Source organism: Streptomyces sp. NPDC086777, assembly GCF_040702065.1.
Lineage (GTDB): Bacteria > Actinomycetota > Actinomycetes > Streptomycetales > Streptomycetaceae > Streptomyces.
On record NZ_JBFBJI010000054.1, the window covers coordinates 1 to 24,397 of the forward strand.

Annotated in this window: 22 protein-coding genes; 15 read left to right on the forward strand and 7 right to left on the reverse strand. The window is 72.7% G+C overall.

Going from position 1 to position 24,397, the window contains the following annotated elements:
• Nucleotides 1-143 precede the first annotated feature (143 nt).
• Nucleotides 144-1,037, reverse strand: a complete 894-nt coding sequence (locus AB0472_RS41785) for a GNAT family N-acetyltransferase (RefSeq protein WP_366364605.1) — start codon at nucleotides 1,035-1,037, stop codon at nucleotides 144-146.
• 244 nt (nucleotides 1,038-1,281) lie between these two features.
• On the opposite strand from AB0472_RS41785, the gene AB0472_RS41790 reads away from it, so the two are divergent.
• A complete protein-coding gene (locus AB0472_RS41790; RefSeq protein ID WP_366364606.1) occupies nucleotides 1,282-2,379 on the forward strand; it encodes a PP2C family protein-serine/threonine phosphatase in 1,098 nt (365 codons plus the stop codon).
• A 29-nt stretch (nucleotides 2,380-2,408) separates the two neighbouring features.
• Here AB0472_RS41790 and AB0472_RS41795 read toward each other — a convergent pair whose 3' ends face one another.
• Together AB0472_RS41795 and AB0472_RS41800 are read right to left on the reverse strand one after the other, a co-directional pair.
• Nucleotides 2,409-2,849: an Lrp/AsnC family transcriptional regulator gene (locus tag AB0472_RS41795; protein ID WP_366364607.1), complete on the reverse strand. Its 441-nt coding sequence runs from the start codon at nucleotides 2,847-2,849 to the stop codon at nucleotides 2,409-2,411.
• Nucleotides 2,850-2,887: 38 nt separating this feature from the next.
• Nucleotides 2,888-4,237, reverse strand: coding sequence for a transaminase (locus AB0472_RS41800; protein ID WP_366364608.1), 1,350 nt, complete (start codon nucleotides 4,235-4,237; stop codon nucleotides 2,888-2,890).
• A gap of 332 nt (nucleotides 4,238-4,569) precedes the next feature.
• On the opposite strand from AB0472_RS41800, the gene AB0472_RS41805 reads away from it, so the two are divergent.
• Nucleotides 4,570-5,040, forward strand: a complete 471-nt coding sequence (locus AB0472_RS41805; protein WP_366364609.1) for a hypothetical protein — start codon at nucleotides 4,570-4,572, stop codon at nucleotides 5,038-5,040.
• A gap of 165 nt (nucleotides 5,041-5,205) precedes the next feature.
• Here AB0472_RS41805 and AB0472_RS41810 read toward each other — a convergent pair whose 3' ends face one another.
• Nucleotides 5,206-5,478: a hypothetical protein gene (locus AB0472_RS41810; RefSeq protein ID WP_366364610.1), complete on the reverse strand. Its 273-nt coding sequence runs from the start codon at nucleotides 5,476-5,478 to the stop codon at nucleotides 5,206-5,208.
• 321 nt (nucleotides 5,479-5,799) lie between these two features.
• Here AB0472_RS41810 and AB0472_RS41815 point away from each other — a divergent pair, with 321 nt between their 5' ends.
• The 6 genes from AB0472_RS41815 to AB0472_RS41840 are packed head-to-tail and all read left to right on the forward strand — an operon-like array spanning nucleotide 5,800 to nucleotide 11,145.
• On the forward strand, nucleotides 5,800-7,320 hold the full coding sequence (locus AB0472_RS41815) for an ATP-binding protein (protein ID WP_366364611.1): 1,521 nt from the start codon (nucleotides 5,800-5,802) through the stop codon (nucleotides 7,318-7,320).
• On the forward strand, nucleotides 7,317-7,739 hold the full coding sequence (locus AB0472_RS41820) for a roadblock/LC7 domain-containing protein (RefSeq protein WP_366364612.1): 423 nt from the start codon (nucleotides 7,317-7,319) through the stop codon (nucleotides 7,737-7,739). The genes AB0472_RS41815 and AB0472_RS41820 overlap by 4 nt, the downstream gene beginning before the upstream one ends.
• Nucleotides 7,736-8,098 carry a DUF742 domain-containing protein gene (locus tag AB0472_RS41825; RefSeq protein ID WP_366364613.1) on the forward strand — a complete coding sequence of 121 codons (363 nt, stop codon included), beginning with the start codon at nucleotides 7,736-7,738 and terminating at the stop codon, nucleotides 8,096-8,098. The genes AB0472_RS41820 and AB0472_RS41825 overlap by 4 nt, the downstream gene beginning before the upstream one ends.
• Nucleotides 8,070-8,693: an ATP/GTP-binding protein gene (locus AB0472_RS41830; protein WP_366364614.1), complete on the forward strand. Its 624-nt coding sequence runs from the start codon at nucleotides 8,070-8,072 to the stop codon at nucleotides 8,691-8,693. The genes AB0472_RS41825 and AB0472_RS41830 overlap by 29 nt, the downstream gene beginning before the upstream one ends.
• Complete coding sequence (locus AB0472_RS41835; RefSeq protein WP_366364615.1) at nucleotides 8,690-9,916, forward strand: cytochrome P450; 1,227 nt, start codon at nucleotides 8,690-8,692, stop codon at nucleotides 9,914-9,916. The genes AB0472_RS41830 and AB0472_RS41835 overlap by 4 nt, the downstream gene beginning before the upstream one ends.
• Complete coding sequence (locus AB0472_RS41840; protein ID WP_366364616.1) at nucleotides 9,913-11,145, forward strand: cytochrome P450; 1,233 nt, start codon at nucleotides 9,913-9,915, stop codon at nucleotides 11,143-11,145. The genes AB0472_RS41835 and AB0472_RS41840 overlap by 4 nt, the downstream gene beginning before the upstream one ends.
• A 143-nt stretch (nucleotides 11,146-11,288) precedes the next feature.
• Here AB0472_RS41840 and AB0472_RS41845 read toward each other — a convergent pair whose 3' ends face one another.
• A complete protein-coding gene (locus AB0472_RS41845; RefSeq protein ID WP_366364617.1) occupies nucleotides 11,289-12,818 on the reverse strand; it encodes a helix-turn-helix domain-containing protein in 1,530 nt (509 codons plus the stop codon).
• Between the two features lie 396 nt (nucleotides 12,819-13,214).
• On the opposite strand from AB0472_RS41845, the gene AB0472_RS41850 reads away from it, so the two are divergent.
• From AB0472_RS41850 to AB0472_RS41860, 3 genes are all read left to right on the forward strand, one after another.
• Nucleotides 13,215-13,835, forward strand: a complete 621-nt coding sequence (locus tag AB0472_RS41850; RefSeq protein ID WP_366364618.1) for an L-threonylcarbamoyladenylate synthase — start codon at nucleotides 13,215-13,217, stop codon at nucleotides 13,833-13,835.
• 114 nt (nucleotides 13,836-13,949) lie between these two features.
• The gene (locus AB0472_RS41855; protein ID WP_366364619.1) at nucleotides 13,950-14,705 is read left to right on the forward strand and encodes a dienelactone hydrolase family protein; all 756 of its coding nucleotides are present in this window, start codon (nucleotides 13,950-13,952) and stop codon (nucleotides 14,703-14,705) included.
• Nucleotides 14,706-14,919: 214 nt separating this feature from the next.
• Nucleotides 14,920-16,068, forward strand: coding sequence for a glycoside hydrolase family 64 protein (locus AB0472_RS41860; protein ID WP_366364660.1), 1,149 nt, complete (start codon nucleotides 14,920-14,922; stop codon nucleotides 16,066-16,068).
• Between the two features lie 56 nt (nucleotides 16,069-16,124).
• Here the strand turns inward: AB0472_RS41860 and AB0472_RS41865 are convergent, their stop codons facing one another.
• Nucleotides 16,125-18,530: a M4 family metallopeptidase gene (locus AB0472_RS41865; protein WP_366364620.1), complete on the reverse strand. Its 2,406-nt coding sequence runs from the start codon at nucleotides 18,528-18,530 to the stop codon at nucleotides 16,125-16,127.
• 468 nt (nucleotides 18,531-18,998) lie between these two features.
• Between AB0472_RS41865 and AB0472_RS41870 the strand changes: the two genes are divergently transcribed.
• The 3 genes from AB0472_RS41870 (at nucleotide 18,999) to AB0472_RS41880 (ending at nucleotide 22,416) form a co-directional block, all read left to right on the forward strand.
• Nucleotides 18,999-19,649, forward strand: coding sequence for an NADPH-dependent F420 reductase (locus AB0472_RS41870; RefSeq protein WP_366364621.1), 651 nt, complete (start codon nucleotides 18,999-19,001; stop codon nucleotides 19,647-19,649).
• A gap of 152 nt (nucleotides 19,650-19,801) precedes the next feature.
• Nucleotides 19,802-21,304 (forward strand): metallophosphoesterase, encoded by a 1,503-nt coding sequence (locus AB0472_RS41875; RefSeq protein ID WP_366364622.1) that lies wholly within the window; start codon nucleotides 19,802-19,804, stop codon nucleotides 21,302-21,304.
• Between the two features lie 77 nt (nucleotides 21,305-21,381).
• The gene (locus tag AB0472_RS41880; protein ID WP_366364623.1) at nucleotides 21,382-22,416 is read left to right on the forward strand and encodes an LLM class flavin-dependent oxidoreductase; all 1,035 of its coding nucleotides are present in this window, start codon (nucleotides 21,382-21,384) and stop codon (nucleotides 22,414-22,416) included.
• Between the two features lies 1 nt (nucleotide 22,417).
• On the opposite strand, the gene AB0472_RS41885 is transcribed toward AB0472_RS41880, so the two are convergent.
• Nucleotides 22,418-23,392 (reverse strand): TauD/TfdA family dioxygenase, encoded by a 975-nt coding sequence (locus AB0472_RS41885; RefSeq protein ID WP_366364624.1) that lies wholly within the window; start codon nucleotides 23,390-23,392, stop codon nucleotides 22,418-22,420.
• Nucleotides 23,393-23,539: 147 nt separating this feature from the next.
• Here AB0472_RS41885 and AB0472_RS41890 point away from each other — a divergent pair, with 147 nt between their 5' ends.
• Nucleotides 23,540-24,370 (forward strand): aldo/keto reductase, encoded by an 831-nt coding sequence (locus AB0472_RS41890; RefSeq protein WP_366364625.1) that lies wholly within the window; start codon nucleotides 23,540-23,542, stop codon nucleotides 24,368-24,370.
• Nucleotides 24,371-24,397: the final 27 nt, after the last annotated feature.

The window sequence follows — 24,397 nt, forward strand, 5'->3', positions numbered from 1 at the left end:
GCCGGGTCGACGTAGAAGCGGTCCGGTTCGTGCCAGGAGTGCTCGGCCTGGGCGCGCGGGTCCAGCGCGAAGACGCCCCTGAAGGGGCGCGGGGAACTGGCGACCAGCCCCCGCTCAGCCGCGCATGCCAGGGCGAGGGGGTGTCAGTGGCTCGCCAGGAAGTTCACCCGCTCCCGGACGACGGGGTAACCGGCCTTGGCGAAGTGCGCGGCCATGGGGGTGTTGCCCTGGTCGGTGGCGGCGGCGATGAAATCCGCGCCGTGGCCGACGAGGAAGTGCGTGCATTCCACGAGCAGGTCGTAGGCGTAGCCGTGGCCGCGCTGCTCGGGCAGCACGCCGATGAACCCGACACAGGGCCCGCCCGGGTTGCGCCCGGGGATGTGGATGCCGACCGGCTCGCCGTCGGGGGTGCGGGCGATCTGCCACCACGCGCGGGGCGAGGGCATCCAGTGGAAGAAGTCCATCTCCTCCTGGGCCGCCCGGTCCACTCCCCCCTGTTCGATGGCGCGGCGGGCGTGGGCGTCCAGGGTGACGGAGTGGATGCGGCGCAGGGCGTCGAAGAACACCCCGTCGTCGGGTTCGGGGGTGAAGACGAGCCGGCCGGGCCGTTCCGGCAGGCCGCACTCGGGCGTCCAGCGGTAGTTGTAGCGCTCCACCAGGAGTTCGAAGCCCGCCTTGCGGGCGGCGGTGAAGCTGGTCTCGGCGGCGGTGCGCACGGCGGCGTTCTCGCGCCAGCCCGTGGGCAGGTCGAGTTCCAGTTCGTCGACCCGCCAGGGCGCGCTCCGCAGCAGTTCGGCGCCGGCCTCCTCCTCGCCCTCGGCCACGTCGAACCAGTTGATCAGGATCGGTTCGGTGGCCCCGGGAGCGCCCCACCAGGCGGCCCGGGCGACCACGCGCCCGTCGCGCAGGGCGACGCGCTTCCAGTCGGCACGGAACCCGGCCGTCCGGTGCCGCTCCCGCATGCGCAGCGGGTCGGGCAGGGCGTCGAAGAGATGGTCGGTGCTGTCGTCGATCGTACGGATGACCGGATCGGTCACGGATTCCTCCGGGATACGTGCTACTGGGAGCGCTCCCGGGGTCAGCTCTGACCTGTCACGCCCGGGAAACGGGGAGGGAGCGCGGGATGGGTGTGACGTACATCGCACTCGCCTCCTTCCGTCCGGTCTCGGGCGTGCGCTCATACGTTAGGGGCCGGTGCCGAAGGCGTCCACGGGTTTTCCCGGCGGGGCTTTTCAAGATCGGCACAGGTGCGGTGACCGGTCACGGGCGTAGCTTAGGGATGTGACTTCGGTGCGCGGCTGGTCGTCGCGTGGCTACCGGGACGGTCGTGGCTGGTTGCAGGGTGCGCCGCCGCCACGCTGGGTGCGGGTGCTGCCCGTCGTCCTGCTCGGGGTCGTGACGGTGGCGACGCTGGTCAGCCCGGACGGACACGACTTCGGCTTCCTGCTCGGCGCCATCCCGCCGCTGGCGGTCCTGTCCTACGGCCCGCTGGCCACCGCCGTCCTCAGCTGCCTGGTGGTGCTGCTGCTCAACGTGCCCGCCACCCACCTCAACCATCCCGGCGACACCGACCTCCTCACGGTCACCTTCGTGGCGCTGCTGAGCGTGTTCGTCTCCTACGTCCGCAGTCACCGCGACGCCCAGCTGCTGACCGAGCGGGCGGTGGGCGAGGCGGTGCAGCGGGCCGTGCTGCCGCCGCTGCCGGAGCGGGTCGGCGCGGTGGGGTGCGTGGGGCTGTACCGGGCCGCGCAGCACGGGACGCTGGTCGGCGGGGACTTCTTCGACGTGCGCGACGGCCCCTACGGGGTCCGGGTGGTGATGGGGGACGTACGGGGGCACGGGCTGGCCGCCGTCGCCACGGTGGTGTCGCTGCTCGGCTCGTTCCGGGAGGCGGTGCTCGACCTGCCGGACCTGGAGTCGGTGGCGACGCAGATGGACCGCAGGCTGACGGTGGACTCGGCCGACGTGCCGCACGCGGAGCTGTTCGCCACGGCCCTGCTGCTGGAGTTCTCCGCCGACCTGCAGTCGGTGCGGATCGTGGCCTGCGGTCATCCGGCGCCCGTGCTGCTGCGCGACGGGCAGGCCCAGGAAGTGATCGTCACGCCCGGGGCGCCGCTGGGGCTGGGGCTGGCGGGCGTGGACCCGGCGAAGGAGGTCACGGTGGAGCTGGACCCCAGCGACCGGCTGTTCCTCGCCTCGGACGGCGTCTGGGAGGCCCGCGACAGGTCCGGGAGCTTCTATCCGCTCGCGGAGCGGCTGGCCGGGTTCGCGGGCGTCGACGCGGACGCGCTCACCGAGCTGGTGTGGGCGGACCTGGCCGGCCGTTACGAGGTGCGTGACGACGCCACCATGCTGGTCCTGACACCGGCCATCGGCTGAGGTCGGGGACTTTGCCGCCGGCCGGGCTCTCAGCCCACCTCCCACAGGAACCGGTGCGTGTGGATGCCGAAGTACGGGAAGGGCCGGACCTCGCGCACGCCCTCGATCGGCCGGACCACGTCGTTGACGAAGTCGAGCAGGTCCTTCGGCCCGGGGGTGACCACCTCGGCGAACAGGTCGAAGCCGCCGGAGGTGAAGACGGAGTACACCACCGCGGGGTGTCCGGCGAGCGCGTCGGCCACGGCGCGGGGGTCGCCGTCCACGCCGATACCGAGCAGGGCCATCGCCTGGCCGCCCATGGCCATCGGATCGGTGACGCCGACGACCTGCACGGCCCGGGTGTCCAGCAGCCGCTGCAGCCGCTGCCGGGCCGCGGAGGCGGAGAGGCCGACCTTCGGGCCCAGGTCGGCGTAGGCGATACGGCCGTCCGTCTGGAGTTCGCGCAGGATGGCCCGGTCGATGTCGTCCATGTGCACCACGTTCTCCCGCCCTCTTCCTCGTCCTGCCCTCAGCCGGCCAGTTCCTGCAGGGCGGCGCCGAACACCGCGGTGTGGGCGTCGACGTCCTGCTCGGTGGTGTCGGGGCACATCAGGGCCATGTTGTGGAACGGGGTGAGGAGGATGCCCCGGTTCGCGAGGTAGAGGTGCAGGAAGTCCTCGAGGTCGGGGTCGGCTGCGGCCTCGGACGCGGTGCCGGTGCGCGGGGCCGGGGCGGCGAAGCGGTACTCGGTGCGGGCGCCGAGGCGGCTGACCGACCAGGGCAGGCCGTGGGCCTCGACGGCCGCCCGGACGCCGGTCTCGAAGCGCGCGGAGAGCCGGTCCATGTGGCCGAAGGCCTCGTCGGTGAGCACGTGCTCCAGGGTGGCCCGGGTCGCCGCCACCGAGAGCGCGTTCCCCGCGAGGGTGCCGCCGACCCCGCCCATGTCCACCAGGTCCAGGTCGTCGCGGGCGAGGAGGCGCTCGGCGAGGCCGGCGGAGAGACCGTAGGCGCCCGCCGGGATGCCGCCGCCGATGGCCTTGCCGATGGTCAGCAGGTCGGGCTCCAGCTCCCAGGCGGCGGTGCAGCCGCCCGGGCCCGCCGAGAAGGTGTGCGTCTCGTCGTTGATCAGCAGCGTGCCGTACTGCCGGGTGAGGGCGCGCACGCCCGCCAGGTAGCCGGGTTCGGGCAGCACGATGCCGATGTTGGTGAGGGCGGGTTCCATGAGGACGGCGGCCACGTCGCCGTGGGCGAGTTCGCGCTCCAGCTGGTCCAGGTCGTTGAACTCGGCGACCCGGCTGGTCAGGGTGACGTCGCAGGGGGCGCCGACGTTCCCGGGGCGGGGCGCCCCCTTGCCGTCGGGGCCGACGACGATGAGGGACTCGTCGACGCTGCCGTGGTAGCTGTAGCTGTTGACCAGGATCTTCGGGCGTCCGGTGACGGCGCGGGCGAGCCGGATCGCCCACCGGTTGGCGTCCGTCGCGGTCAGCGAGAAGCTCCAGCGGGCGAGTCCGAAGCGGCGGGTCAGCTCGGCGCCCACCCACTCCGCGTCCTCCGTCGGGAGCATCGCGGTGGCGCCGCCCAGTTCGGTGAACCGGCGGTGCACCGCCTCGGTCACCGCGGCCGGCGAGTGACCGGCCATGGCACCCGTGTCGCCGAGGCAGAAGTCGATGTAGGTGTGCCCGTCGACGTCGGTGACCGTGGCGCCGCGGGCGGTCGCCAGGTACCGGGGGAAGGCGCCGGCGGTCTTGTTCATCCAGGTCATCGGGACCCGGCCGAAGAGGTGACCGGCGTCGGCATATGCCGCTCGGGAGCGGGGGTTTCGCCGCTCGGCCTCGGCGCTCTCGCGGGCCAGGAGGGCGTGCAGTCGGGTGCGGTCCATGGAGTACCCCTGGTCGAGCGGAGACGACGGAACAGCGTGAGCGTACGACTGATATCTGCTCCACAGCAAGAGATCACGGCTGAATCGATCGTCGTCACGACGGAATCGAGTGTGCATCGCGGTCGGGGAAAATCCGCCACTTTGGGCAACACTCGTACACCTGCGCCATGTTCGAACATTCGCCCTTAAACGCCATGGTTCGCCACCCCTTCCGCCAGTTAGAAATATCTACCAGCATGCATATGCCGGGTTGGCGTGCGAAGGCGCCGAGTGCCCGGTGCCGATCGCTCCCCACGTGCGGAACGGGTGAGCGGGATATCGCGGAGCGGTGCATGACGAACAGGATGTGGATGCAGGGCGTGGAATGGCTCGCGGCGGCCTCGGCGGATCCCCGGGCGTGCAAGTGGGAGTGGGACCACGGCGAGGGCGTCTCGCTGCTGGAGGCGGGCCGCTTCTGGGACGTGCTGAGCGTGCCGGACCGGCTCGGTCTGCTCACGCTCGACCTGCTGTGGCGGCCGCCCCTGCCGGTGCCGGGACCGACGCTGGTGGACACCGCGGCGCACCGGGTCGGGTTCTTCCTGCCGCCCGACCCGTCCGGCGGCTGGATCGGGGCCGGGCTGCGGTACACGACCAAGGGGGCGTGGGTGGCCGCACCGCCGCCGTACCGGCCCACGCGATTCCTGGAGTGGCTGGTGCCGCCCGACGGCAGCGGGGCGCTGCACCGGCCGGCCACGCTGGAGTCGGCACTGCGCGAGGCCAACTGCACGCTGGCGGTTCTGCGGCCGGTGTGCGACGAGCCGTGAGGACGGCGGCGGGGCGGCCGAACGCGGTCGGCGGGGCGGCCGAACGCGGTCGGCGGCCCGGCGGCCGCTCCGGCTCGGCAGGCGGCCGGGCGGCCGTACTCGTATTCTGTGAGCTCAGGGCTCTGACGCCCGACCCCGCCGCACGTTGCGCCCACGTGGTTGGAGTCAGCCCATGCCGCACACGTCCGCCATGCTGCGCCGGGGGGCCGCGATCGCCGCCGTGCTGGGGACGCTGACCGTCCCCCTCGTCGCGGCGCCCGCCGCCGCACCCGCCGCGTTCGCCGCGTCCTCGCCCGCCCCGTCGCCGTCCGGCGGCTCCGGCGTCCGTGCGATGACCCCGGCGGTGGCCCGCCAACTCGACGCGGTCGTCCAGCACGTGCTGCGCGAGGCGGACGTACCCGGCGTGACCATCGGCGTCTGGACCCCGACATCGCCCACGGGGGCGGCATCGAGCCCAGCACCCTGTTCGGCGAGGCGGTCACCCGGATCATCTCCCCGGCCCACGTCTTCGCCTTCCCGGCACCGACCTCCGCCACGCGCTGACGCACGTGGGCCACGGAGCACCAACTCACCTGTCCCGTACGGCATTTCAGACACTTGACACAGAAGCGAACAGTCACCGAACGGATTCGCAGTGATGTAACGATTCACCGTGCGAGGCCGGTCAATGACGGTGTGTACTGTGCAGCGAGCGCCACATGGGAGGGCCCCGGGCTCCCCCCTGCCCACTGCTGCCCTACTCCCCTGGAAACCGATTCCATGATCGAATTACCGGAACTGGTGGCCGGTGGTCTCGCCGCCGGAACGCTCTCCGCGCTCGCCCTCGGCGGCGGCCTGCTCAGGTCCCGGCGCCAGAAGGCCGCGCTGCGGGCCGAGGCGGCGGAGCTGCGGGCCCGGCTGGAGGGCACCGAGGGCGCGTTCATCACCGAGGTCGAGCATCTCGCCGCCCGCCGGATGCCCGCGGCCGCGGCCCAGCTCGCGCACCCGCACCTGAGGGTGCCGGGCCCGGCCGGGCAGCACACGCCGGGGACCCCCACCGGGATCGCCCTGGAGTACGTGCTCACCGCGCTACGGGAGGAGCTGACCGCGCAGCGCACCCGGATCGACGCGGCCGCGCAGGCCGGACTGCGCGGCGCCACCAGGGAGATCCAGGCCGCCCTCTACCGGCTGCAGGACGCCCTGCGGGGACTCCAGCAGCGCTACGACGACCCGGAGCTGGCGCAGACGCTGTTCGCGCTGGACCACGAGAACGAGCAGTCGCTGCGGCGGGCGCAGGTCGCGGCGGTGGTGTGCGGGGCCTGGGTGGGACTGGCCCGCGAGGAGTCCCACGTGGTGGACGCCGTCACCGGCGGCCAGGCCCGGCTCTCGGGCTACCACCGGGTCCGGGTCAACAACCACCTGGAGCCGGGCACCGCCCTGGTGTCGCACGCGGTCGAGCCGGTCGCGGTCATCGTCGCCGAACTCCTCGACAACGCGCTGCGCCACTCGGCTCCGGACACCGACGTCGTGGTCAACCTGGAGCACGTCCACCACGGGGTGTGCGTGACCGTCGACGACGCGGGCCTCGGCATGACGCAGGACGAACGGGCCCGCGCCCAGCGGCTGGTGGCGGGCAGCGACCCGATCCTGCTGACCGACCTCGGCGACCCCCCGCGCATGGGCCTGGCCGCGATCGGCCGGCTCACCCGCCAGTTCGACCTGAACGTCGACGTCTCCTCCCCCTCGCCGTACGGCGGGGTGCGCGCCGTGCTGCGGGTGGACAGCCACCTGCTCGGCCGGATCGACCCGGACGAACGGCCCCCCTCGGCCAGCGCACCGCGCTCGACCCGGGAGCGCGCGGTGCGCGGGGAAGCGGTCCCAGAGGCCGCGGTGCGCGCGACGCCCCGGCGCGAGGAAGCCGTACCCGAGGCACCCGCGCCCGCGGTCGGGCCGCCCGAGTCCCCGGCCGTCGCCGGACCGGCACCGGACCTGCCGCCGGCCGAGTCCCCGGCCTTGGCCGGAACGGCATCCGGCCGGCCCGGACCGGCCGCCGAGCACGAGCGCACCCCGGCCCCCGGCGGCGAGGGCCCGGGCGACCTGGGCGGTCTGCCGCAGCGGCGCCGCCGGACCCCGGCCGCCGCCTCCGACCTGCCGCGGCCGACGCCGGCCGCGCGCCGGCCCGAGGAGGCGGCGGCCGCGCTCGCGGCCCTGCAGTACGGCACCGCGGCGGCGCGGGCCCCCAAGCGGGCGAGCGCGCCCGAACCCCAGCGGACCGACGACGAAGGAGGGGCGGCCGGATGACCAGCCGCGAAGTGGGCGAGACGGCGTGGGTACTGGACCCCGTCCTGCAGGTTCCGCATGTACTGGCCGCCGTCCTGCTGACCCGGGACGGTCTCGCGACCGGCTACACGGACGGCCTGACCCGGGCCGGTGCCGAGCGGGTCGCCGCGATCACCAGTACCGTGCAGGGCGCCTGCCGGGCCGCGGCGGCCGCGTTCGCGGACCGGGACCGGGCCGACGTACGGCAGGTGGTCATCGAGTCGGACCACGGCTACGTGCTGATCGTGCCGACCGACCACGGCACCTGTGTCGCCGCGTACGGCGACCCGGAGGTACGTCTGGACCTGCTGGCGCACCGGGTGCACTCACAGGTGGCCCGGCTGGGCGAGAAGGCGATGGCGGCTTCGCCCAGAGGCTCCGACGGCGGCGCGCCGGCATGACCGGCCGCCGTGGCGGCCGTCCCCTGGTCCCCGCGTACCTGTCGACCGGTGGGGTGGCCCGGCCCAGCCGTCCGCACCTGGAACGGCTGACGGTGCTCAGCCGTGACGGGACTCCGCTGCCCGCCGGTCTGCCGGCGGCCGAACTGGCCCTGCTGGAGCTGTTGTCCGGCGGCGCGCTGACGGTGGTGGAGGCGGCGGCGCTGCTGCGGCTGCCGTTCTCCGCCGTGCGGGTGCTGGCCGCCGACCTCGTCGACCGGGACCTGGTCCTGGCCCGCGCGCCGATCCCGCCCGCCGAACGGTTCGACCCCGACCTGCTGAAGAGAGTGGCCGATGGCCTCCGCGCCCTCAAGCACCCGTGAGCTGCCCCGCCCGGGCGGCACCCATCTCCCCGACGGCGCCCACGACCTGGTGAAGATCCTGGTCACCGGGCCGTTCGGGGTGGGCAAGACGACCCTGATCGACTCGGTGTCGGAGATCCGCCCGCTGCACACCGAGGAGCACCTCACCGAGGCGTCCGTCCACGTCGACGACCTCGACGGGGTACGGGAGAAGGAGACGACGACCGTCGCCATCGACTTCGGGCGGATCAGCCTGTCCGGCGGGATCGTGCTGTACCTGTTCGGGACGCCGGGGCAGGACCGGTTCCGGACGCTGTGGGACGACATCGCGCACGGGGCGCTCGGCGCCCTGGTCCTGGTCGACAGCCGCCGCGTCGACGCCTCCTTCGACGTGCTCGGTCTGGTGGAGGAGGCGGGGCTGCCGTACGCGGTCGCCTTCAACGCCTTCCCCGACGCGCCGAGCCACTACACGGGCGACCAGCTGCGCGCCGCCCTGGACCTGGCGCCGGGCACCCCGATGGTGACCTGTGACGCCCGGGACGCGCACTCCTCGGTGGACGCGCTGCTCGCCCTCGTCCAGCATCTGATCGACGACCGGCCGGCGGAGGCCCGATGACCGCGCAGCAGTCCTTCACCGTCTCGGGCCCGGTGCGGCTGTGGGAGGACGGGTTCGCCCGCAACCCGCACGGCTACTACGCGGCCCTGCGCGCCCAGGGCCCGGTCGGCTGGGCGGAGCTCGCGCCGGGCACCCCGGCGTACGTGGTCACCGAACGCCGGGCCGCCCTCGACGTGCTGCGGGACGTGGAGACGTTCTCGCACGACCCGCGGGACTGGGAGGCGACCGTCCCCGGGGACTCCCCGCTGCTCGGCATGATGCGCTGGCGGCCCAACGCCCTGTTCTCCGACGCCGACGCGCACATCCGCTACCGCACCACCCTGATCGACGTGTTCGACCTGATCGAGCCGCACGACCTGCGCCAGCTGGTGCACCGGGCGGTCCGGCTGCTGGTGGACCGGTTCGGGCCCAGGGGCGAGGCGGACCTCGTCACCGACTTCACCCGGCCGCTGATGGCCCTGGTCTTCAACAACCTGTTCGGGCTGCCAGACAGCCAGGGCGACCGGCTCAACGAGGGCCTGCTGAAGATGATGGAGGGCGGCGCGCAGGCGGCCGCGGGCGAGGCGGACTTCGCCGAGTACGTGCTGCGGCTGATCGCCGCCAAGGTGGCGGAGCCCGGTGAGGACCTGCCGAGCATGCTCCTGGACCATCCCGCCCGCCTGACGCCGGAGGAGGTCACCTGGCAGGTGTTCCTCACCCTCGGCGCCGGCTACGAGCCGAGCACGAACCTCGTCTCCAACGCGCTCTCCCGGATCCTCGGCAACCCGCTCTACTACTCCACGCTGACCAGCGGCGCCCGCCCGGTCATGGACGCGGTGATCGAGGTGCTGCACCACGAGACCCCGCTGGCCAACTACGGCATCTACTACGCCCGCCGCCCGGTCTCCTTCCACGGGGCATGGGTCAGGCCGGCGATCCCGGTGGTGGTCTCCTTCGGGGCGGTCGGGCTGTTCGCCGAACGGGAGATCGCCGGCGGCCGGCACGCTTCGGACGCCTCGCACCTGTCCTGGGGCGCCGGGCCGCACGCCTGTCCGGTCCGGCACCACGCGCTGCTCATCGCGACCGAGGCGATCGAGCAGCTCACCCTGTGGCTGCCCGACCTCGACCCGGTCCTGCCCCGCGAGAAGCTCAGCTGGCGGCCCGGCCCGTTCCACCGCTCGCTGACCTCGCTGCCCGTCCGGTTCAGTCCCCGCTCCCCCGACCAGCCTGGAGGGTCGTCGTGACCGTCACCGACCGCATCGCTCTCGACCCGTTCGGCTCTGACATCCCGGCGGAGAGCGCCCGGTTGCGCGCCCTCGGCCCCGTGGTGCCCGTCGAACTGCCCGGCGGTATACCCGCCTGGGCCCCCACCGGCTACGACGTCCTGAAGGAACTCATCCTCGATCCCCGGGTCAGCAAGGACCCGCGCAAGCACTGGCGGCTGTGGCCGGAGATCGGCGAACACCCGTCCTGGGGCTGGGTGGTGAGCTGGATCGGGGTGGTGAACATGCTCTCCGCGTACGGCCCCGACCACACCCGGCTGCGCAAGCTGGTGGCGCCGAGCTTCACGCACCGCCGTACCGAGGCGATGCGGCCGCGGGTCGCGGCGATCGCCGCGGAACTCCTCGACGCACTGGCGGCCGAGGGCGCCGGCGGCTCGGTGGTGGACCTGCGGGCCGGTCTCGCGCAGCCGCTGCCCATGCGGATGATCTGCGAACTGTTCGGCGTGCCGGACGAGATGCGCGACGACACCGGCGCGCTGATCGCGGCCATCATGGACACCTCCGACCCGACCCCCGAGCACGCCGCGTTCGTGCAGGAGCGGATCGGCACGGTCCTCGGCGGGCTGATCGCGTACAAGGTGGAGCACCCCGGCGACGACATGACCACGGAGCTGATCCGGGTCCGCGACGAGGACGGCGACCGGCTCGCCGACGAGGAACTGCTGTACACGCTGCTGCTGGTGATCGGTGCCGGGTTCGAGACCACGGTCAACCTGATCGGCAACGCGGCCGTGGCGCTGCTGACGGATCCGGCGCAGCTGGCGGCGGTGCGCGCCGGGAAGACCGGCTGGGACGCGGTGATCGACGAGACGCTGCGGGTGCATCCGTCGATCGCCTCGCTGCCGCTGCGGTTCGCGGTGAGCGACCTGGAGGTCGGGGGCGTCACCGTCCCGGCCGGGGACGCCATCATCACGACGTACGCGGCGGCCGGCCTGGACCCGGCGCGCTACGGGCCGGACGCGGCCGCCTTCGACGCCGCCCGGGGCGGCGACGACCACCTGGCGTTCGGGATCGGCGTGCACCGCTGCATCGGCGCGCCGCTGGCCCGGGCGGAGGCACTGGCCGCGCTGCCCGCGCTGTTCGAGCGGTTCCCGGGGCTGCGGCTGGCGGTCGGGGCGGACGAGCTGCGGCAGGTGCCGTCGTTCATCGCGTTCGGCTGGCAGGAGATTCCGGTACGCCTGGAGGCGTGAACCGGCGTCGCGGACCGGCGCGTCAAGAACGGCGGGGGCCTCGACCGGTCCCCCGTTCCGGTCGCGCCCCCGCGCATCGTGAACATACGTCCGGATCCGGCCGTTGGGTATCGCGCCGATGCCCGTTCGTACCCGGCGAGGACTCACCCGTGCACAGGTGAGTCCGGTTGGCCCGGATTCGACCGCAGCAGGACGGGGGCGGCGAGGTCGCCGAGGGCGAGATGGGCCAGCACCACCTCGTACAGGTCGGCACCGGCGGCCAGCAGCTGGCGTTCCAGGACGGGTTCGGCGCCCCGGACGTGTTCGCGGACGGTCTGGGCGTGCACGCCCAGGTCCTGGGCGGCGCGTTCGGCGTTGCCGCCGGCCGCGATCCAGGCGCGCAGGGTGCCGCGCAGGTCGCGGCCGTCCCGGACCAGGCGGTCCAGCAGGTCGCGGGCCCAGGCGCGCAGCCCCGGACCGGCCAGCAGGTCGCCCAGGCGGACACCGGACGGCCCCGGCACCGTGGCGGCGAGCTCCTCGGTCAGGGCCGCCTGGGTGTTCAGGGCCAGGTGGGCGACGGCCCGCACGGTGAGGTCGGAGAAGTCCGCGCCCAGCAGCGCCTCGACCCGGTCCATGCGGGCGCGCACGGTGTTGCGGCTGACGCCGAGCACCTTGGCCGCGCTGACGGCGGTGAACTCCAGGCCGAGCCGGGTGGTCGCGAGGAGTTCCGCGCGGGTGTGGTGGGGCAGGGTGTCCAGCGGCCGCAGCACGGCCGCGGACCAGGCGTGCAGCGCGCCCGGTTCCATCAGCCTTTCCGGGTGGGTGCGTTCGGCGTAGACGGCGGCCTGGCCGGGGCGGAAACGGGCGACGGCGAGCGCACTGACGGCCTGGCCGTAGGCGGTGGCCGTCTGGGCCAGGTTCTGCCGCACGCTGCCGCCGAGGAAGGTGCCGGGACGGCCGCCGACGAGGGAGCGCAGCCGCTCGGCCGTCGCGGGCGCGGGACTGAGGACGATGACGTGGCCGTCCATCGCGGGGCAGCGCACGACGAGGGCCTGGCCGCGGGTCACGACGAGGCAGTCCTCGGCGAGGCCGTCGCGTTCCGCCGGGCGCCCTTCGACGATGTAGACGCAGGCGCTGTCGGTGTCGAGCAGTCCGGGCCACAGGCCGGCGGCGACGCGGCGCGCGGAGACGGTGTCCTCCACCATCAGGAGCTGCAGGATCGCCAGGCGCAGGTCGGCGGTGGCCCGCCGCAGCCGGTGCCCGGCGGCGGTCAGCTCCCGCTCGCGCAGCAGGAGTTCGACGACTCCGGCGGTGTGGGTGACGATCTCCGCGGCGCGCCGGTCGAAGGGGGCCGTACGGGCCACGGCGAGCAGTGCGGCGGCCGCCGGACGGGGATGGGGGGCGCGGACCGCGACGAGCCGCAGATGACGGTCGCCGTCCTGGACGGCGGCGGCGGAGATCCGCCCGGCGACCACGTCGGCCGCGAGCTCCGCGTCGAGGTGGACCGGGGTCCCGGCGAGCAGGGTGCCCTCGGCGTCCTGGAGGCAGACGGTCCCCTGCACGGCACCGGCGAGCCAGGCGACGACCCGGCGCGGATCGCGGGCGCCGGGACGCAGATGGTCGAGGAGCCGCTCGGCCCAGCCGTCGCCGGGGAGCGCCGGATGCTGCGGGCCCTCGCCTGCTCGGCCTGCCATCTCGCCCTGCCCCTCGTCCCTCGCGTCGGCCTCGGTCCACGGACGTTACCCGATGGCCGAGGCCCCGTCCCGACCGGCGGGCACCGCTCCGTCGGCGGCCCTCGGGGGAAGGGCCGCCGACGGAGAAAGCCTCACCCGGGGCCGGGGGGGTGGTCCCCGGGGTGGCTGATCCTTCGGGTGCCCAGGAATCCACCGCGTATGCGCCCCGGTTTTCAAGCCGCCGCCTGCTCCCCGAAGCCCGCGGTCCGACAGCGTCCCGAAGGGGCGCGGGGAACTGCGCGACCAGGCACGACGGCGCCGCGGTCGGCAGACGGCCGACGTCCGACGGCAGGTCGCGGCGCCCGAAGCCGAGCGCCCCGCCCGGCCGGAACCCGCCGTACGGCATAAGCTCGCCGGATGGCGAAGTACTTCGACGTGCACCCCGACAACCCGCAGCCCCGCAGCATCGCGCAGATCGCCGACGCGGTCCGGTCGGGGTCACTCATCGCATATCCGACCGACTCCTGCTACGCGCTGGGCTGCCAGCTCGGCAGCCGGGACGGCATCGACCGGATCCGCACCATCCGGCACCTGGACGACCGGCACCACTTCACGCTGATGTGCCGGGACTTCGCGCAGCTCGGCCAGTTCGTGCGCGTCGACAACGACGTGTTCCGGGCCGTGAAGGCGTCGACACCCGGCAGCTACACCTTCATCCTTCCGGCGACCCGGGAGGTCCCCCGCAAGCTGCTGCACCCGAAGAAGAAGACCGTCGGCGTCCGCATCCCCGACCACGTGGTGACCCAGGCGCTGCTGGCGGAGATGGGCGAGCCGCTGCTGTCCAGCACCCTGCTGCTGCCGGACGAGGACGAGCCGCTGACCCAGGGCTGGGAGATCAAGGACCGGCTGGACCACCAGGTGGACGCGGTGGTCGACTCCGGGGAGTGCGGCACCGAGCCGACCACGGTCATCGACTTCTCCAGCGGCGAGGCGGAGATCGTCCGCCGGGGCGCGGGCGACACCTCCCGCTTCGAGTGAACTCGAGGATCCCCCGTCCGCGGCTCTCCCACCTTCGCGTGCCACGATGATCGTGACATGCCGCGCCGGGTGTCCCCCACCCCGACGCCGACTCCACAGAGAGGCACTTGCGCCATGACCGCCGTACAGGGAACCGACGTGGACATCACCACCGAGGACGGCGTCGCCGACGCCTACCTGGCCCACCCCGCCGACGGGCTCCCCCACCCGGGCGTGCTCCTGTACCAGGACGCCTTCGGGATCCGTCCGCACCTGAAGTCGATGGCGGACCGGCTCGCCGGCGCGGGCTACACGGTCCTGCTCCCGAACGTCTTCTACCGCAGCGGCCGCACGCCGGTCATCGACCTCCCCGAGTTCATCGACCCCTCGACGGACCCGACGATCTGGCAGCGGATCATGCCGATCATGATGTCGCTGACGCCCGAGCTCAGCGACCGGGACTCGGCCGCCTACCTGAACTGGCTGGCCGAGAGCCCGCTGGTGGCCGACGGGCCGGTGGCGATCACCGGTTACTGCATGGGCGCCCGGCTCGCCGTGCGCACCGCCGCCGCGTTCCCGGACCGGGTGGCGGCCGCGGGCGGCTTCCACGGCGGCCGGATGGTCACCGAGGACGCGGACAGCCCGCACCTGCTGGCCGACCGGATCACCGCGGAGCTGTACTTCGGTTTCGCGGACCAGGACCAGTCGATGACCGAGGAGCAGATCGCCACCTTCGAGGCGGCGCTCACCGCCGCCGGGGTCCGCAACACCTGCGAGATCTACCGGGGTGCCGACCACGGTTACACCCAGGCCGACACCCCGGCCTACTCCGCCGAGGCCGACGAGCGACACTGGTCCGCGCTGCTCGACCTGCTGAAGCGCGCCTTCTGAGCCACCCTCTCCACCCGGTTCCCGGGGGCCCGTCGACCGACGGGCCCCCGATTTCGTCCATGTTGTTGACATGCACTCGACCGACCGGTCAACCTGAGAGCGCTCTCAGAATTGGTCCGGACCAATTTCCCGGACCAACCCCGACCCCACACGGAGGTGGAGAGTGCGCACAGGACTCGTACGCCGGACGCTGCCGCTCACGGCCGCGGCGGCACTGATCGGCGGGGCGCTCACCCTGGGCACGCCGGCACCGGCCGGCGCCGCCGTGCCGGACACCATCCCGCTGAAGATCACCAACAACTCCGGGCGCGGCGACCAGGTGTACGTCTACGACCTCGGCACCCAGCTCTCCTCGGGACGGCAGGGCTATGCCGACGCGAACGGCACCTTCCACGCCTGGCCGGCCGGCGGCAACCCGCCGACCCCGGCGCCGGACGCCTCGATCACCGGCCCGGCGGCGGGCCAGTCGAAGACGATCCGGATCCCGAAGTTCTCCGGCCGGATCTACTTCTCCTACGGCCAGAAGCTCGACTTCAGGCTGACCACAGGCGGTCTGGTGCAGCCCGCCGTGCAGAACCCGAGCGACCCCAACCGGAACATCCTCTTCAACTGGTCCGAGTACACGCTGAACGACTCGGGTCTGTGGATCAACAGCACCCAGGTGGACATGTTCTCGGTGCCGTACGCGGTCGGGGTGCAGCGCTCCGACGGCAGCACGGCGAGCACGGGACACCTCAGGTCGGGCGGCTACAACGGGTTCTTCAGCGCCCTGCGCGGCCAGCCGGGCGGCTGGGCCGACCTGATCCAGACCCGGTCCGACGGCACCGTGCTCCGCGCGCTCTCCCCGCTGTACGGCGTGGAGACCGGGGCGCTCGCCCCGACCGTCATGGACGACTACGTCAACCGGGTCTGGTCGAGGTACGCGACGTCGACCCTGACCGTCACGCCGTTCGCCGACCAGCCGAACACCAGGTACTACGGCCGGGTCTCGGGGAACGTCATGAACTTCACCAACTCGGCCGGAGCGGTGGTGACGAGCTTCCAGAAACCCGACGCGAACAGCATCTTCGGCTGTCACAACCTGCTCGACGCCCCCAACGACCAGGTGCGCGGACCGATCTCACGCACCCTCTGCGCGGGCTTCAACCGGTCGACGCTGCTGACCGCCTCCAGCCAGCCGGACACCAACCCCGCCGACTTCTACCTGGACTCGGTCACCAACCAGTACGCCCGCAAGATCCATGCCCAGATGGCCGACGGCAAGGCGTACGCCTTCGCCTTCGACGACGTCGGCAACCAGGAGTCCCTGGTCAACGACGGCAACCCGCAGCAGGCGTACCTCACGCTGGACCCGCTGAGCTGACCCGCGCGGGTGTCCCGCACCCGGCTCGCGGGTGCGGGACACTCGGCTGCCGTGCGTCAGCCGGTCGTGACGGCGGTGTCGTCGACGACGAAGCTGGTCTGGAGCGAGGAGTCCTCGACACCGCTGAACTTCAGGGTGACGGTCGAGCCCGCGTACGACCCGAGGCTGAAGGACTTCTGCACGTATCCGGAGGCCTTGTTGAGATTGGAGTACGTGGCCAGGGTGGTCGAACCGGCGGTGACCGTCAGCTTGTCGTACTGGGTGCTGGTGGTGGTCTCGGCCGTGTCGATGTGCAGGTAGAAGGTGAACGTGGTCGCGGTGCAGCCGGACGGGATCGTCACCGACTGGGAGAGCGTGTCGGTGTGAGTCGATCCGTAGCCGTCGAGCCACGCCTTGTAGGAGCCGGTGCGGGCCGCCTCGCCGCTGTCGGTGGTGATGACACCGCTGGTCGCGGTCCAGGTGGTGTTGCCCGACTCGAAGCCCGGGTTGCCGAGCAGCTGGGTCGAGGTGCAGGTGCCCCCGCCGCCGCTGGAACCGACGGTCCAGGTGAAGGAGGCCGTGCCGGTGGCGCCCGTCGAGTCGGTCACCGTGACGGTGGTGCTGTAGGTGCCGGCCGTCGTGGGCGTGCCGGTGACGGCCCCGGTGGAGCTGTTGATCGACAGGCCGGTCGGCAGGCCGGTCGCCGCGTAGCTCAGTGAGCCGCTGTTGGTGCTGCTCGCCGATATCTGCAGGCTCACCGCGGTGCCGACCGTCGAGGACTGGCTGCCGGGGTTGGTGACCGTGACGCCCGAGGTGGGCACGGTGATGTGGCTGCCGACGTTGATGCCGGCGAACGCGTTGCCGACACCCGCGTACTGGGTGGAGCCGGTGCCGTACAGCGCCGCGGCCGCGTTCAGGGCGGCGGTGCGGGCGCCCGCGTAGTTGGTGCTGGACGTCATGTACGTCGTCAGCGCCTTGTACCAGATCTGCAGGGCCGCGGCCCGGCCGATCCCGGCGACGGCGACGCCGTCGGAGGTGGTGCTGTTGTACGTGACGCCGTTGATGGTCTTGCTGCCGCTGCCCTCGGACAGCAGGTAGAACATGTGGTTCGCCGGGCCCGAGGAGTAGTGCACGTCGAGGTTGCCGACTCCGGAGTACCAGCTGTCGGCCGACGAGCCGTCCTTGCTCGGCTTGTCCATGTAACGCAGCGGCGTGCCGTCACCGTTGATGTCGATCTTCTCGCCGATGAGGTAGTCGCCGACGTCGGAGGAGTTGTTGGCGTAGAACTCCACACCGGTGCCGAAGATGTCCGAGGTCGCCTCGTTCAACCCGCCGGACTCGCCGGTGTAGTTGAGGCCCGCCGTGTTCGAGGTGACGCCGTGGCTCATCTCGTGGCCGGCCACGTCGAGCGAGGTGAGGGCGTGGGTGCCGCCGGAACCGTCGCCGTACGTCATGCAGAAGCAGGCGTCGTCCCAGAAGGCGTTGACGTAGCTGCTGCTGTAGTGGACCCGGGAGTAGGCCGCGACACCGTCGTTCTTGATGCCGCTGCGCCCGAAGGTGTTCTTGTAGAAGTCCCAGGTCATCTGGGCGCCGTAGGCCGCGTCGGCGCCCGCGGTCTGGGTGTTGGAGCCGGAACCGGTGCCCCAGACGTCGTCGGAGTCGGTCATCAGGGTGCCGGTGCCCGACGTGCCGTTGTTGAGGTTGTACGTCTTGTGGCCGCCGCGCGTGGTGTCGTACAGCTGGTATGTCGAACCCGACAGCGTGGTGTTCAGGGTGACCGTGCCGCTGTACTGGGTGTTGCCGGTGCCGGTCTGGACGGCCTGGTAGCGGTAGAGCTCCTTGCCGGTGGTGGCGTCCGTGACGACGTGCAGCTTGCTGGGCGTGCCGTCGTCCTGGAAGCCGCCGACCACGGTCTCCCAGGCAAGCTTCGGGGTGCCGCCGCCGGCCCAGATCACCTTGCGGGCGCCGTCCGCGACGGGCTGTCGGGCGTCGAGGGCCCTGGCCGCCTTCAGCGCCTTGGTCTGGGCGGCGGACTTGCTGTAGGCCGCGCTGACCGTGGGCACGGCGACGGTGTGCCTGTTGTTGTTGAAGGTCGTGCTCACGGTGCCGGCCGCGAGGGAGGCGGGCGGGGTGTGCACGATCAGGTCGCCGCCGAGGACCGGCAGACCGGCGTAGGTGCGCTCGTAACGGGTGTGCACGGTGCCGTCGTTGTCCTTGACGACGTCCTTGACGACCAGCTTCTCCTTGGCGCCGAGGCCGATGGTGCGGGCGGTCGCGGCGGTCTTCTGCTGGGCGCTCCTGAGCAGCGCGGAATGCTGGGCGGGGGTGAGCTCGGCCTCCAGACCGCCGGTGCGCACGGGGCTGGGGTGGGGGGTGGCGGGCTTGGCGTTCGCGGGGACCGACTGGATGCCGACGGCGAGGAAGGCCGCGGTGGAGACCAGGGCGGCTCCTACCGTGGCCCGTCTGTGGGGAAGGCGTCTCACTCGTACTCCTCCTGCTGCGGCCGCCGGGTCGCGGCCGATGACAGACCGGGCAGACGGGGATGTGCTGTCCGGGAAGAGCTGAGCTGTGCGGGAACCGGGATCCGGGGACCGGGGTGCGCGGTCCGTGATCCTTGGACACGCCTGGGAGAGAGCGTGTGTTGAGCGAGGATTCCAGATTTGACCCGCACATGTCAGCCACACCGGGGTCGTTCGAGGGTTTTCCCTATGCACGGCGTTCCCCGTGCACGGCGGGGCGGCCGGGACGGAACGGCGCCCACGGGGCGGCGGGCGCACCGTGGACACGTCGACCCGGTCCTTGGCCTCGGCCAGGGGGCTGTGGCGCTCGCACGGCCATGGGCCGCGCCCGGCTTCGAGCACCAGCCCGAGCCGGGCCAGGCCGGCCGTTCTATCCTGATTCAGGACGCATGGAACCGTCGGCGGCTCCCACCCCACGGAAGGGGCTCACGCATGCGGGTGTTCATCGTCGGCACGGGCAACATGGCGGGCGGTATCGCCACCCGGGCCCTGGCGGGCGGGCACCAGGTCCGGCTGGTGGGCACGGATCCGGCCAAGGCCGTGACGCTCGCCGACGCGCTGGGCGCGCGGACCCCGGGAGCGGACGTGGCGCCGGCCGTCCCGGACGCGGTCGGGTCGGCGGACGTGGTGGTGCTGGCCGTCCCGTTCGACGCGGCGAAGCAGGTGGTGAACGAGTACGGGGACCGGCTGGCCGGGAAGACCGTCGTCGACATCACCAATCCCGTGGACTTCTCGACCTTCGACTCGCTCACGGTGCCCGCGGACAGCTCCGGCGCCCAGCAACTGGCCGAGGCCGCCGCGCCGGGCACGCATCTGGTGAAGGCGTTCAACACCACGTTCGCCGGCCCGTTGGTCGCGGGCGAGGTCGGCGGGCTGCCGCTGGACGTGTTCATCGCCGGCGACGACGCGCGGGCCCGCGACCAGGTGGCCGAACTGGTCTCCTCCGGCGGGCTCCACCCGGTGGTCGTCGGGGGACTGCGGCACGCCCGGGAGCTGGAGGGCATCCAGCTGCTGCACATGGCCCTGCAGACCCGGCCCGACGGGCCCGGCTGGATGAGCGCGATCAAGATCGTCACACCCTGAGCCCACCGGGGCACCCCGCGGCGGCTGCCCGTCGCGACCGGCACCCGTCGCGCCCGGCGGCTTCGGCTCCCCCTCGGCCCCTGCGAAGGGTGGCCGGGGCCGGCCCGAACCCCCGTCCCGCGGCCACCCGTTGATCGTTGTACGGTTCCCGCGTGTCTGACTCCTCGCGCGAGACCGCAGAAGGCGCCGGCTGGGGCGCAGCCGAGCGCGGCGCCTACCGCCAACTGATGCCTGACCATGTCGAGAAGCTGTTCTGGTTCAACCCGAGAACCATGTGGGCGGCCCGTAACGGTGTGCTGGCCTCCTGGTTCGGCGACCCGACCGGCCGTACCCGCAGCCGCTGGGTGGCGCAGCGGGCGGCCGCCGGGGCGCCCGCCGACAAGGTGATCCGGCGTCATGAGGCGGACCGGTTCTCGTTCATGGTGATCGGCGACACCGGCGAGGGCGACGACTCCCAGTACGCCGTCGTGCCGGGGTTCCTGAAGGCAAGTCAGGACACCGACTTCGCGGTGATCGCGAGCGACGTGATCTATCCGGTCGGCGCCACCGACGACTACGGCACCAAGTTCTTCCGCCCGTACCGGGACTATCCGGCGCCGATCTACGCGATACCCGGCAACCACGACTGGTACGAGGACCTCGGCGCGTTCATGCGCGTCTTCTGCGACGACACCCCGGACCTCCCCGCCGAACCGAGGCCGCGCCCGCTCACCCGCGCCTGGTGGCGCGCCCTGCTGTGGCACCGCCCGCGTCCGGCGGACGAGCAACTCCTCGCCGAAGCACGGACGTTGCGGAGCAAGCAGGAGCAGGCGGCCGTGCAGCCCGGACCGTACTGGGCGATCGACGCCGGGCCGGTGCGCATCGTCGGCATCGACACCGGACTGCTCGGCACCCTCGACGCCGAACAGGGCGCCTGGTTGCGGGAGGTGTCCCGGGGGCCGCGTCCGAAGATCCTCGTCACCGGCTCCCCGCTGTACGTGGACGGCGAGCACCACCCGTGCGCGATCGCGGGCGGCGGCACGGTCGACGACATCGTGCGCGACCCGGCCCACCACTACGTGGCGGCGATCGGCGGCGACATCCACAACTACCAGCGCTACCCCGTCGACGTGGCCGGGCGCACCATCCAGTACGTGGTCGCGGGCGGCGGCGGTGCCTTCATGCACGCCACCCACACCATCCCCCCGGTGTCGGTCGCGAACGTCACCGAGGACGACTTCCGCTGCTATCCGCTGCGCGGCGACTCGCTCGCGTTCTACAGCCGGCTGTACGGCCGCCGGCTGCGGCTGCGCCGCTTCTTCACGCTCACCGAGGCGGAGGCGACGGCCGTGATCGCCGAGCGCCTCGGCATCAGGCCGGGCCGCACGCCCGCCGCGGACATCCGGGTCACCCGCCGGGCCCGCCTGGTCGCGACCCTGCTCGGCGCCGGCAGCCGCCCGGACCGCGGGCCGCGCTTCCGGCTGCCCGTGAAGAAGATCTACACCCAGCTCTTCTCCCCCGGCTCGGCCACCTACAGCCCGCCCTTCTTCAAGAGCTTCCTGCGCCTGGACGTGGGCCCGGAGGCGGTCCGGCTGCGCTGCTTCGCCGCCACCGGGAACCGCCCGCAGGAACTGGACCCGCCGGTCGAGGACGAGATCGTCATCCCGCTGCTGTGATCCGGAGCCGATCACACTCCCGCAATGTTCGGGTGCCACAATCGGGGCAGAACTGACGTACGACCGCTGGAGGACCCGTGCCGTCCACCCCTCGTCCCCTGCGCAGACTGGGCTTCCTCACCATCGGCCTGTTCGACGGCGATGATCCGGGCCGGGGGCACGAGTCCACGCTGGAGATCATCGAGCTGGGCGAGCGGCTGGGCTTCGACAGCGCCTGGGTGCGCCACCGGCACCTCCAGTACGGCATCTCCTCGCCGGTCGCCGTACTCGCGGCGGCCTCGCAGCGCACCAGCCGCATCGAGCTGGGCACCGCGGTGATCCCGCTGGGCTGGGAGAACCCGCTGCGGCTCGCCGAGGACCTGGCGACCGTCGACCTGCTGTCCGGCGGCCGTCTCAACCCCGGGGTGAGCGTGGGCCCACCCATGCACTACGAGCAGGTCAGGGAGGCCCTCTACCCGGACACCGCCGACGTCGAGGACTTCAGCTACGAGCGGGTGCGGCGGCTGCTGGACTTCGTGCGGGGCAAGCCGGCCACCGACTTCAGCGGGGTGGAGGGCTTCGAGGTGTTCTCCGACGTCGTCCAGCCGCACTCCGCCGGGCTCGGGCGGCGGCTCTGGTACGGCGGCGGCAGCCTCGGCTCGGCGCGCTGGGCGGGCGAGCACGGCATGAACTTCCTGACCAGCAGTGTCGTACGGGCCGGGGACGAAGCCGACGCGTACGACTTCGCCGGGATCCAGCTCTCGCACATCCGTGAGTTCCGCGCCCATCACCCGGACGGCGAGGCGGCCCGGGTCTCCCAGGGCCTGGTGGTCATCCCCACCGACTCCGCCACGCCCGAGCAGCGCGCCAAGTACGAGGCGTACGCGGCCAAGCGCCTGCCCCGTACCACGGCCCCGCAGGGTCCCGGGCGGCTGCTGTTCGCGCCGGACGTCGTCGGCACCTCGGCGGAGATCGTCGAGCGGCTGCACGCGCACGCCGCCTTCCGTGAGGTCGACGAGGTGGCCTTCGCCCTGCCGTTCACCTTCGAGCACGAGGACTACGTGCAGATCCTCACCGACATGGCGACCCGCCTGGGCCCGGCGCTCGGCTGGCGCCCGGCGGCCGCCGCCTGAGTCACCAGCGGCGCACCTCGGTGCCGGTCACCGGCTGCGACGGCTTGCCGTCCACGCCGACCGGCACCTCTCCGTGCAGCATCACCCGGTGCATGACCCGGGGGTGGCCGAGGTGGGCGTTGTCGCTCGGCGCGAGGTGGATGGTGGCCCTGTTGTCCCAGAACGCGACGCTGCCGGGCTCCCAGCGGAAGCGGACCGTGTACTCGGGCCGGACGGCCTGTTCGAGCAGCATCTCCAGGAGCGCGGCGCTCTCCGGGCGGGAGACGTCGGCGATCTGCTCGACGTAGTAGCCGTTGACGTACAGCACCCGCTCCCCGCTCTCCGGGTGGACGCGCACCAGCGGGTGCACCGAGGCCACCTGGTGGTCGAGGAGGTGGCGCAGGTAGGTGTCGTCACCGGGGCGCGGCTGGTAGCCGACGCCGAGGCGGTGCTCGGCACGCAGCCCGTCGACGAAGGCGCGCACGGGTGCGGAGAGCCCCGCGTAGGCGGCGGCCAGGTTGGCCCAGGTGGTGTCCCCGCCGTAGGGCGGGACGGTCTCGGCGCGCAGGATGGTCGCGGCGGGCGGGTCGATACGGGCGCCGTGGTCGCAGTGCCAGCCGCGCAGCAGGGTGTGCCGGCGCCGCTGGAGCCACTCCTCGTGCTCCATCCCGAACCGGCCGCCGAGCTCCAGCCGGTCGGCGGTGGTCTCCACCTCGGGGAAGCCCGCCGGTGAGGCGCTGCCGCGCCTGCCCAGCACGACCGGTTCCCCGAACCGGCGGGCGAAGGCGACGTGCCCGGCGTGGTCGAGCCGCTGGTCGCGGAAGAAGACGACCTTCCAGCGCAGCACGGCCTCGCGGACGAGGGCGACCACGGCGTCGTCGAGTTCCGCGGTGAGGTCGACCCCGGTGATCTCCGCCCCGATGTGCCCGGCGACGGGTCTCACCTCGGCCCCGGCGGCGCCCTGTGCCCGTCCTGCCGTACCCCGGTCGGTCGTCATGCGTGCTCCGCGTGGTCGTCGGTACCCGTCCGCAAAGATCGTGTCAGCCCGGCCCGCGCCGCGGAAGGGAGCACCCGGCCCGGGTTGATCATCTCCCGCCCGGTCGGCGACGCTGGGGGTACGACACAGTCGAGGGAAGGTCACATCGTGGTCAGCATTCCGGCGTACACGCTCAACGACGGTACGGCGATCCCCGCCACCGGCCTGGGCACCTGGCCGATGGACGACACGCAGGCCGAGCAGGCCGTCCGCCACGGGCTCGAACGGGGCTACCGGCTGGTCGACACGGCGGTGAACTACCGCAACGAGTCCGGGGTCGGCCGGGGTGTCGCGAGCAGCGGGGTGCCCCGCGAGGAGGTGGTGGTGACGACGAAGCTGCCGGGCCGCCACCACGGCTACGAGGAGACCCTCGCCTCCTTCGAGGAGTCCCGGCGGCGGCTGGGCCTGGAGTACGTGGACCTGTACCTGATCCACTGGCCCAACCCTCGGGTCGGCAAGTACGTCGACTCGTGGCGGGCGATGATCAAGTTGCGCGAGGACGGTCTGGTGCGCTCGATCGGTGTCTCCAACTTCACCGAGGAGCACCTCACCCGGCTGGAGAAGGAGACCGGGGTGCTGCCGTCGGTGAACCAGGTGGAGCTGCATCCGCTGTTCCCGCAGGACGAGCTGCGGGCGTTCCACGCGGAGAGGGACATCGTCACCGAGAGCTGGAGCCCGCTGGGCCGGGACGTCCGGCTCCTCGACGACCCGGCGGTCCTCGCCGTGGCGGAGGCGCACGGGGTGACGCCCGCCCAGGCGGTGCTGCGCTGGCACATCCAGCTCGGCGCCCTGCCGATCCCGAAGTCGGCGGATGCCGGGCGGCAGCGGGCCAACCTCGACCTGTTCGGCTTCGAACTGGACGCGGCCCAGATGGCGGCCGTCTCCGAGCGGTCCCACCGGCGGCTCGGCGGTGACCCGGACAGCCACGAGGAGTTCTGAGCGGCCCGCCGGGTACCCGGCGCGGGA

Coding starts and splice junctions, on each gene's coding strand:
- AB0472_RS41795 (WP_366364607.1), bottom strand. CDS start 2,849: ATGGACGACATCGACCGGGCCATCCTGCGCGAACTCCAGACGGACGGC.
- AB0472_RS41800 (WP_366364608.1), bottom strand. CDS start 4,237: ATGGACCGCACCCGACTGCACGCCCTCCTGGCCCGCGAGAGCGCCGAG.
- AB0472_RS41805 (WP_366364609.1), top strand. CDS start 4,570: ATGACGAACAGGATGTGGATGCAGGGCGTGGAATGGCTCGCGGCGGCC.
- AB0472_RS41815 (WP_366364611.1), top strand. CDS start 5,800: ATGATCGAATTACCGGAACTGGTGGCCGGTGGTCTCGCCGCCGGAACG.
- AB0472_RS41820 (WP_366364612.1), top strand. CDS start 7,317: ATGACCAGCCGCGAAGTGGGCGAGACGGCGTGGGTACTGGACCCCGTC.
- AB0472_RS41825 (WP_366364613.1), top strand. CDS start 7,736: ATGACCGGCCGCCGTGGCGGCCGTCCCCTGGTCCCCGCGTACCTGTCG.
- AB0472_RS41830 (WP_366364614.1), top strand. CDS start 8,070: ATGGCCTCCGCGCCCTCAAGCACCCGTGAGCTGCCCCGCCCGGGCGGC.
- AB0472_RS41835 (WP_366364615.1), top strand. CDS start 8,690: ATGACCGCGCAGCAGTCCTTCACCGTCTCGGGCCCGGTGCGGCTGTGG.
- AB0472_RS41845 (WP_366364617.1), bottom strand. CDS start 12,818: ATGGCAGGCCGAGCAGGCGAGGGCCCGCAGCATCCGGCGCTCCCCGGC.
- AB0472_RS41850 (WP_366364618.1), top strand. CDS start 13,215: ATGGCGAAGTACTTCGACGTGCACCCCGACAACCCGCAGCCCCGCAGC.
- AB0472_RS41855 (WP_366364619.1), top strand. CDS start 13,950: ATGACCGCCGTACAGGGAACCGACGTGGACATCACCACCGAGGACGGC.
- AB0472_RS41870 (WP_366364621.1), top strand. CDS start 18,999: ATGCGGGTGTTCATCGTCGGCACGGGCAACATGGCGGGCGGTATCGCC.
- AB0472_RS41885 (WP_366364624.1), bottom strand. CDS start 23,392: ATGACGACCGACCGGGGTACGGCAGGACGGGCACAGGGCGCCGCCGGG.